At 74.5% G+C, this 7,906-nt stretch carries 8 protein-coding genes and 1 pseudogene; 2 read left to right on the top strand and 7 right to left on the bottom strand.

Annotated features, from left to right (window positions below; translation table 11 throughout):
- The 6 genes and pseudogenes from FOE67_RS10540 to FOE67_RS30335 all read right to left on the bottom strand — a co-directional run.
- Nucleotides 1–395, bottom strand: a pseudogene (locus FOE67_RS10540) (hypothetical protein); the annotation flags it as partial.
- Nucleotides 396–650: 255 nt separating this feature from the next.
- On the bottom strand, nt 651–1,934 hold the full coding sequence (cbiE, locus tag FOE67_RS10535) for a precorrin-6y C5,15-methyltransferase (decarboxylating) subunit CbiE (protein WP_182662895.1): 1,284 nt from the start codon (nt 1,932–1,934) through the stop codon (nt 651–653).
- A 176-nt stretch (nt 1,935–2,110) separates the two neighbouring features.
- The gene (locus FOE67_RS10530) at nt 2,111–2,752 is read right to left on the bottom strand and encodes a GNAT family N-acetyltransferase (protein WP_182662893.1); all 642 of its coding nucleotides are present in this window, start codon (nt 2,750–2,752) and stop codon (nt 2,111–2,113) included.
- A 208-nt stretch (nt 2,753–2,960) separates the two neighbouring features.
- Nucleotides 2,961–3,812, bottom strand: a complete 852-nt coding sequence (locus FOE67_RS10525) for a MetQ/NlpA family ABC transporter substrate-binding protein (RefSeq protein WP_182662891.1) — start codon at nt 3,810–3,812, stop codon at nt 2,961–2,963.
- A 156-nt stretch (nt 3,813–3,968) separates the two neighbouring features.
- Nucleotides 3,969–4,640, bottom strand: a complete 672-nt coding sequence (locus FOE67_RS10520) for a methionine ABC transporter permease (RefSeq protein ID WP_182662889.1) — start codon at nt 4,638–4,640, stop codon at nt 3,969–3,971.
- Nucleotides 4,637–5,758, bottom strand: a complete 1,122-nt coding sequence (locus FOE67_RS30335; protein WP_182662887.1) for a methionine ABC transporter ATP-binding protein — start codon at nt 5,756–5,758, stop codon at nt 4,637–4,639. Before FOE67_RS30335 ends, FOE67_RS10520 begins: the two co-directional genes overlap by 4 nt.
- A gap of 507 nt (nt 5,759–6,265) precedes the next feature.
- Between FOE67_RS30335 and FOE67_RS10510 the strand changes: the two genes are divergently transcribed.
- Nucleotides 6,266–6,637, top strand: coding sequence for a hypothetical protein (locus FOE67_RS10510; protein ID WP_182662885.1), 372 nt, complete (start codon nt 6,266–6,268; stop codon nt 6,635–6,637).
- Nucleotides 6,630–7,073 carry a hypothetical protein gene (locus FOE67_RS10505; RefSeq protein WP_182662883.1) on the top strand — a complete coding sequence of 148 codons (444 nt, stop codon included), beginning with the start codon at nt 6,630–6,632 and terminating at the stop codon, nt 7,071–7,073. Before FOE67_RS10510 ends, FOE67_RS10505 begins: the two co-directional genes overlap by 8 nt.
- A gap of 96 nt (nt 7,074–7,169) precedes the next feature.
- Here the strand turns inward: FOE67_RS10505 and FOE67_RS10500 are convergent, their stop codons facing one another.
- On the bottom strand, nt 7,170–7,709 hold the full coding sequence (locus FOE67_RS10500; RefSeq protein WP_182662881.1) for a GNAT family N-acetyltransferase: 540 nt from the start codon (nt 7,707–7,709) through the stop codon (nt 7,170–7,172).
- Nucleotides 7,710–7,906: the final 197 nt, after the last annotated feature.

Genomic DNA, 7,906 nt, shown 5'->3' with positions numbered 1-7,906 from the left:
GGGCCGGCGGGGACGACTCCGGGTGGTACCGGCCCGGCGACCGGGGGCAGGTGCGCCGCGGAGGCGTCGAGGTACTCGGGGCCGGTCACCGGGGCGCCCCCCGGAACAGCGGGAACGCCGTGCGGCGGTGTCGCCGTCGCGGGCGGGGACCCGGCCGGTGGCGAGGGGGTCCCGGCCGGAGGGGTGCCGTAGCCCCCGCCGAGCGCCCGGGGGGCGTCCCCCCAGGAGCCGTGGAAGCCGGGCATGAGGAGTTCCTCCTCCTCGGGGTCACCGGGTTCGCCGGGCTCCCCCGGCACAGGCACGACACCGGGGTGCGGGGGCGGCGCGAAGTGTCCGCCGGGCGCCCCGGTGTGCTCCGGCATGCCCCGTTCCGGGATGTGGCCGGTTTCCGTCATGCGTATCCCTCGCCCGTCGAAAGGTGTCCTGGCGGTCCCGGCGGGCGTGCTCCCCCCGTCGCGGGAAACGAGCGCCGGTGGGACCACGACGGAACCCCACGCTCCCGGGCGTCCGGACATTGCGTGAGGAAAGCCGATACCCGACCGACGGCGCAACGATCCATCAGCGTACCCGCCACGGGTGACGTTCCCGCCTCCGGGTGACCGAAGGAAACCGGAACATCCGCTTTGTCACCGGCACCGGCGTTGCGATGTTCACATCCGACTGCCAACGAGCAGAAAGGCCACGTTCCGGCCCTGTTCCGTCCAACTCCCCGTCTCCAACTCCACGGTCTGGAGCAGGGCGCACCGAACGGTGTAGCCGGCTCCCGAGAGCACCCGTCCGGCCGCCTCGGCCTCGTCCCGGGTGAGGGCGTGGCCGACGATGCGCTGGGGACGTCGGTCCACACAGGCGAGCAGGGTGCGCGGCCCCCCGCCCCCGATCCGCACCACGTCGGGCTCCGGGAGGTCCGCCAGGGCCTGGGGGGCGGCACCGTGCACCACCCGCAGCGGAACGCCGAGCCGACGGGCGGTGGCGGAAACCCGGGCGCACGTCCGCGCGTCCCGGTCCACGACGATGACCGCCGCTCCCTGCCGGGCGGCCTCCAGCGCCGTCCACCCCGCTCCCCCGCCCACGTCCCAGACCAGGTCGCCCGGCCCGGGGCCCAGCGCGGCGAGTTGGGCGGCCCGCAGGTGGGGGTCGTCGGCGGGCTCCCCGGACGGTCCGTCACCGGGCACGGTGCGTGCGGCGGACTCCCCGTAGGCGGTGGGCGGCAGCCCCCACCCGCGCGGCAGGGCGCCGGCACCCGCCTCACGACCCGCCATCCACACGCCCTCGCCGGCAGCGCCCGCGCCGGGGACGGCGGCCGCGCCGGCGGGAGGGGCGGCCGGGGTTCCGGGGGCACCCACCACGATGGTGACGTTGGGGTCCGTCCAGCGGTGCCGGGCCACCCGGTCCGAGGTGAGCACGGTCACCCGCTCACCATCGGTTCCCGGTGCCTCGCAGATGACGAACGTGCGCAGTTCCTCGCCGAGCAGCAGGGCCAGTTCGGCGGGGCCGGCGCCGGGTGAGGTCAGCACCGCCACCTTGGGGTGGGCCCGGCAGACGTTGACCGCCCGGCGCAGGGTGCGGCGGTTGGCGGTCACCACCCGGGCGTCCTCCCAGGGCATCCCGGCCCGGGCGAAGGCGAGGGAGACCGCGGAGACGGCCGGGATCACCTCCACCTCCAGGCCGTGCCGGGGGTCGCGCAGCGCGCGCAGCACCCCGAAGAAACCGGGGTCGCCGTCGGAGAAGACCACCGCCGACCCCCGATGGGCGACGATGCGCTCGACGGCACGCTCGACGCTGCCCAGCGGGACGCGTTCGGCCGTCGCCGGCAGTTCGGCCGCCTCCAGGTGCCTGGGCGCGCCGGCGACCAGGGTGGCGGCCTCCAGGGCAGCCCGTGCCGCCGGGGACGGTGGGGTGCCGTCCCATCCGATCACCGTCACGCGGTCGGCCATCGCCAGTGATCTCCCGGACTTGTCGCAGGTGGGCGCGGAGAGCGTACCGCGTGTGCCCGCCGACGGATTCGCACCGCCCCGACGGATGGGACCGGAACACGCGACGGGGCGTCACCGACGTTCCGGGACCCGGGCGGGGGACGACCACCCGCAGATGAACGGCGGGTGACGTCGACTCACAGGGGACGGGGGGTCCCGCCGTGCTCCGGGGGGAGCGGGTTCGTCGGGTCGCCGGTCTCCTCCAGGTCCTCGGGCAGGAGACCCCACACGATCACGTCGGTGCGCAGATCGGTCCATCCGCCGTCCTCGGTACGACTCCGCACGATGGCGGCGTTGCGCAGCACGCCCTCGCTGAGGCACCCCACCTTCAGGGCGACCTGTTGGGAGGCGGTGTTGGCCGCCGCGGTGCGCAACTCCAGCCGCTCGAACTTCTGGTCCCCGAACAGCCAACGGGCCGCGGCCAACACCGCTTCGGCGGCGTATCCCTCGCCGCGGGCCCACGGCGCGACGGCGTAACCGATCTCCGCCGCGCCCGTGCGGTGGTCCACGTGGTGGAGGTGGACGCTGCCGACCAGACGCTGGGTCAACAACTCCGTGACGGCCAGGACGAGACCCCGTCCCGAGAGCCGCTCGGCCGGGGCCCGACGCAACACCCAGTCCCGGCCGTCGGCCTCGGTGTAGGGGGTGGGCACCGAGGTCCAGGCGGCGCAGAGCTCGTCGTTCATCATCTCGACCAGCTCGGGGATGTCGGCTTCCTCGAACGCGCGCAGCACGAGGCGTTCCGTGCTGATGGTGATGTCGGGGAAGGTGGAAGTCATGCGCCGCTCCAACGCCGGGGTCCGGAGGGGACAGCATGCAGCATCCCGGCATTCCGCGCACGGCCGACCCCTCGGACGGGTCGCGCGCGTCGTTCCGCCACCGTTCGGATTCGGCCGGACACCCACCGGATACCGGCGGGTGTCCGGGCGCCGAGGCGGTGACGGGACCTCCCGTCACCGCCTCCGCTCCGTTCCCCGGGGGGAGGCGTCAGAAGGCGGGGAGCACCGAGCCCTCGTAGGTCTCCTCGATGTGGGCGCGGACCTCCGGGGAGCGCAGCAGCTCCACCAGAACGCCGATCGCCTCGTCCTCCTCCGAACCGGCCCCGACCGCCAGGATGTTGGCGTAGGGGTTGTCCTCCGCGGACTCCAGCACCAGGGCGTCCTCGGCCGGGACGAGCGCGGCCTCCAGCGCGTAGTTGCCGTTGATGACCGCGGCGTCCACGTCACCCAGGGCACGGGGCAGGGAGGCGGCCTCGAGTTCGGTGAGCTCCAGGCCGCGCGCGTCGGTGACGTCGTTGGGGGTGGCCTCCGCGCCCACCCCCTCGGCGAGTTCGATCAACCCGTGGTCGGCCAGCAGGCGGAGGGCGCGACCGGCGTTGGTGGCGTCGTTGGGGATGGCCACCCGCGCGCCGCCCGGGGACGCGGCTATCCCGGCGAGGTCGTCGAGGTCCTCCACCGCCCCGGAGTACAGGCCGAGCGGCTCCAGGTGGACATCGGCCACCGGGACGATGTCGGTTCCCTGCGCGGTGTTGAAGTCGTCCAGGTAGGGACGGTGCTGGAAGTAGTTGGCGTCCACCTCGCCGTTCTGCAGGGCGGTGTTGGGCAGCACGTAGTCGGTGAACTCCATGACCGTCAGCTCCAGGCCGGCCCCCGGCGCCAGCTCGTCGCGGACGAAGCCGAGGATGTCGGCGTGCGGACTCGGGGAGGCCGCGACGGTGAGGGCGAGTTCGTCGCCCCCACCGTCCCCGGCGGCTCCGTCGGAGGAGTCGGTGCCGCAGCCGGTGAGCGCGAGGGTGAGGGCGCCGGCGACGGTCAGGGCGGTGGCGATGCGGGTGCGCACGGGTGGTTCTCTCTCTCGGGTGACGAAGGTGGGGAAGGTGGGGAAGGTGGGGAAGGTGGGGAAAAGGTGCTCTGATCGCGCGGCCCCGGGTCGGGGCCGGCGGGCGCGCGCGGGGCGCTGCCGTTCCGGGGGTGACCGGGAACGGCGGGTCCGGGATCAGGCGTCGGCCCGCTCCCGGCGGTTCAGGGTTCGCACGACGAGGTCGCCGGCGAGTTGGACCACGGTGACCAGCACCACGAGGACGGCGACGATCAGCAGCATGAAATCGGTCTCGAAGCGCTGGTATCCGTAGGTGAGGGCGAGGGTGCCCAGACCGCCGCCCCCGACCGCCCCGGCCATGGCGGAGTAGCCGATCAGGACGATGACGGTGGTGGTCAGACCCGCCACCAGGGAGGGCAGGGCCTGCGGCAGCAGCACCTTGCGGACCACGGTGCCGGTGGATCCCCCCATGGCGAGCGCTGCCTCCACCAGTCCGTGGTCCACCTCGCGCACGGCCGTCTCCACCAGCCGGGCGAAGAAGGGGATGGCCCCGACGGCCAGCGGCACGATCGCGGCGGTCGGCCCGATGGAGGTGCCGACCAGCAGCCGGGTGAAGGGGATCAGCGCCACCAACAGGATGATGAACGGCAGCGAGCGCCCGATGTTCACCACCCCGCCCAGGAGCTTGTTCACCGGCCGGTTGGCCAACAGGCCCCCGCGGTCGGTGAGGACCAGCAGGACCCCCAGCGGGAGACCGCCCACCAGGGCGATCAGGCCGGACCAGCCGACCATGTGGAGGGTGTCGAGGGTGCCCTGCAGGAGGAGTTCGCGCATGCGTTCGGCGGTCATCGCGGCGCCTCCCCGAACGCCCCGGGGGCGGGGGCGGCGGGAGCGGGAACGCCGGTCCCCCGCGCCCCGTCGGGGGTGCCGGGGACGCGCAGTTCCACGCCCCGGCCCCGGAACCGGGCGGCGAGCGCGTCCGGGTCGATCCCGCCGCCGTCCCGGTGGGTCGCGCCGGGAACCACCAGGCGCACCCGACCGGCCCGGCGACCGGCGACGGTGTCCACCGCCGCGGAACGGATCTCCGCCCCCGGCAGGGCACGGAGGATCTCCGCGAGGGGATCGGGGCCGACCGGGTCGGGGGAGGCGGCCGGATCGATGCCGTGGAGTTCCAGGTCCAGGAGCAGTTCCCCGGCGGCGAGGGGTTCCGGGGCCGCCGGCGGGAAGAGCTCGCGGGCCAGACGGGTACCGGGGCGGGAGAGGAGGTCGCGCAGGGATCCGCTCTCGATGATCCGGCCCCTCTCCATCAGCGCCACGGAGTCGCACACCTCCCTGACCACCTCCATCTCGTGCGTGATGAGCAGCACGGTCAGCCCCAGGGAGCGGTTCAGGTCGCGGATCAGTCGCAGCACCGAGCGCGTGGTCTCCGGGTCCAGGGCCGAGGTCGCCTCGTCGGAGAGCAGGACCTTCGGCCGGCCGGCCAGGGCCCGGGCGATGCCCACCCGCTGCTTCTGGCCCCCGGAGAGTCGGGCGGGGCGGTCCCCGGCCCGGTCGGCGAGTCCCACGGTGTCCAGCAGTTCCATGGCCCGTCGGGCCCGTTCGCGACGGGTCAGGCCGGGCAGGTGCTCCAGCGGCAGTTCGACGTTGCCCCGCACGGTGCGCGAGGACAGCAGGTTGAAGTGCTGGAAGACCATCCCGATGCGGGTGCGGGCGGCCCGCAGCTCCCGACCGGCGCGGGGTCCGCGCCCGGCCAGGGCCGTGAGGTCGAGGCCGTCCACCGTCACGGTGCCCGAGGTGGGGCGTTCCAGCAGGTTGACGCAGCGCGCGAGCGAGGACTTCCCGGCCCCGCTGGGGCCGATGACGCCGAAGATCTCACCGGCGGGGACGTGCAGGTCGACGCCGTTGAGGGCGGTCACCTCACGTCCGCGGGCGCGGTGGACCCTGGTCAGGTCGGTGGTGGTGATCACAGGGGTTCCGTGTGCTCCGTGGTCCGGTGGTGCTCTCGGGGTGCCGCGCCGGCGCGCACGGTGGAGCCGGTCACGGGGACCGGTGGAACCGGGGCGGGCGCGGGTGGTCCCGGGAGGCGCGGACGACGGCGCGCGGAGGCGGTGTCGCGGGGCGACCGTCATCGGCGACGGCGCCCGGCTTCCCGGGGTGGGGGCTCGCTTCGGGGCGCGAGCGGGCTCGGTGCGGGGGCCCTCAGTGGGCACACATTCGACACCGGCGGTGGACCGATGCGGTCCGCCCCGGGACACCACGGACACGAGCACCGGGCGCGGGGCGCGTACCGGTCGCCGGGGGGCGGTGGCTCGTGGTGGTCATGTGCGCCAGTAAACCAGACGCTCGGGACCGGACCGCGCCGAGCCGACCGGGTGTCCGCATGTCGGACACCGGGGACGGGGCGGGACCGCGGCGGGAGCGGGATGCCCGGGTCGGCGGAGCCCGCGGAGGGGTCGCGCAGTAGAGTCGGCACCATGTTCACCCCCCTGACCATCGGCCTCGGGGCGGCGGCCCTGGCGTTGGCCCTGTGGTGCGGGATCGCCGCCCTGCGCGGGGAGCCGACCAAGGACCGGCACTTCGTCGGGATGGCCGTGGTGACCGCGCTGGCGGTGATCCAGTTGGCGATCGGGCTGTTCCGCCTGGGCGCGGGCGACCGCCCCTCCGGGGACACCACCGCGGTCTTCGTCTCCTATCTGGTGACGGTCCCGGCCTGTGTGCCCCTGGTGGCGATCGTCTCGTTGGGCGAGCGCTCCCGCTGGGGCTCGGCGACGGTGGCCGCGGGGGCCCTGGTGACGGCGGCGTTGCAACTGCGACTGCACGAGGTGTGGGGAGGCGGCGGTGGCTGAGTCGTTGATCGGGACGACCGGCGTCCCTCCGGCGGGCGACGAGCGGCGGCGGCTGCGCAGCGGCCCCGGCATGCTGCTGCTCACCCTCTACGTGATCTTCACCATCGGCGCCGGGTCGCGCTCGATCTACCAGTTGGCGACCCGTTTCGAGGAGGCCCCGCTGGCCTACCTGCTCTCCGCCGCCGCGGCCCTGGTGTACGCCTTCATCACCGCCACGCTGGTGTGGGGCGGGGAGACGGCGCGCCGGCTCGGGTTGGCGGCCTGCGTCCTGGAGTTGATCGGCGTCCTGACCGTGGGCACCTGGACGGTGGTGGACCCCGGCGCGTTCCCCGACGCCACGGTGTGGTCCGGGTACGGGATGGGATACCTCTTCCTGCCCCTGGTGGTGCCCGTCACCGGCCTGCTGTGGCTGCGCCGCGCCCGCCCGCGCGGCTGATCCGACCGACAACGATCGACACACCGACCGACACACCGATCGACACGGCGCGGGGGACCGGCCGGGCACCGGCGGGGGCCGGTGCCCGGGATGTTCTCAGGCCGTGGTGGCGAGGGGTCCGCGGTCGGCCGGTGCCGACCCGCCCCCCGCGGTGCCCGCCGGCACCGGCTTCTCCAGGGTGACCATGCTCAGCGCGCGGGAGACCCGCTCGGTCGCCACGGGCGCGTAGCCCACCTTCCGGTACAGACGCAGCCCCACCTCGCTGCGGTGGCCGGTGGACAGCCGGTACCGGGTGACCGGTGCCCGTTCGGCCAGACGGGTCTCGATGGCCGCCAGCAGTCGACGTCCGAGCCCGTGCCGCTGCATCCGGGGGTGGACGATGAGCTTGCCGATGGCGGCGGTGCCGTCCGTGTCCACCACCGCCCGCACCGACCCGACGATCTCGTCGCCGAGTCGGGCCACCAGCACGTGGCCGTCGGCGATCTCGGCCCGTACGCCGTCGAGGGTCTGGGTCAGGGGCTCCAGCCGGTAGTCCCCGTAGCGCTCGGCGTCGCTCTGGAAACAGAGGTACTGGAGTTTCAGGATCTGCTCGCCGTCCTGCTCGGCTGCCGTCTCGATCGTGACGCTCATGCCCATGTGCGCACGCTCCTCCGCGGGTGTGGGCCGACCGCGCCGAGTGAGGGTCGCGCGCCCGGCCGTGGGATGCCCTGGTCGGCACGGGGTGACCGCACCGTCGGCATTCTCCCCGGCGGCCGGGCGCGCGGAAAGGGTCTTCCGCCGCCCCCGGCTGTGAGATTGCCGACGGGGGGCGGGGGTTTCAACGGCGGAGGGCG

Origin of the sequence: Streptomyces calidiresistens (assembly GCF_014141525.1) — a bacterium.
Lineage (GTDB): Bacteria > Actinomycetota > Actinomycetes > Streptomycetales > Streptomycetaceae > Streptomyces > Streptomyces calidiresistens.
This window is presented reverse-complemented; position numbering and strand designations above follow the sequence as displayed.

What these genes read in the sequence shown, in the direction of transcription:
- cbiE (WP_182662895.1), bottom strand. Translation starts at nt 1,934, where the DNA reads ATGGCCGACCGCGTGACGGTGATCGGATGGGACGGCACCCCACCGTCC.
- FOE67_RS10530 (WP_182662893.1), bottom strand. Translation starts at nt 2,752, where the DNA reads ATGACTTCCACCTTCCCCGACATCACCATCAGCACGGAACGCCTCGTG.
- FOE67_RS10520 (WP_182662889.1), bottom strand. Translation starts at nt 4,640, where the DNA reads ATGACCGCCGAACGCATGCGCGAACTCCTCCTGCAGGGCACCCTCGAC.
- FOE67_RS10510 (WP_182662885.1), top strand. Translation starts at nt 6,266, where the DNA reads ATGTTCACCCCCCTGACCATCGGCCTCGGGGCGGCGGCCCTGGCGTTG.
- FOE67_RS10500 (WP_182662881.1), bottom strand. Translation starts at nt 7,709, where the DNA reads ATGGGCATGAGCGTCACGATCGAGACGGCAGCCGAGCAGGACGGCGAG.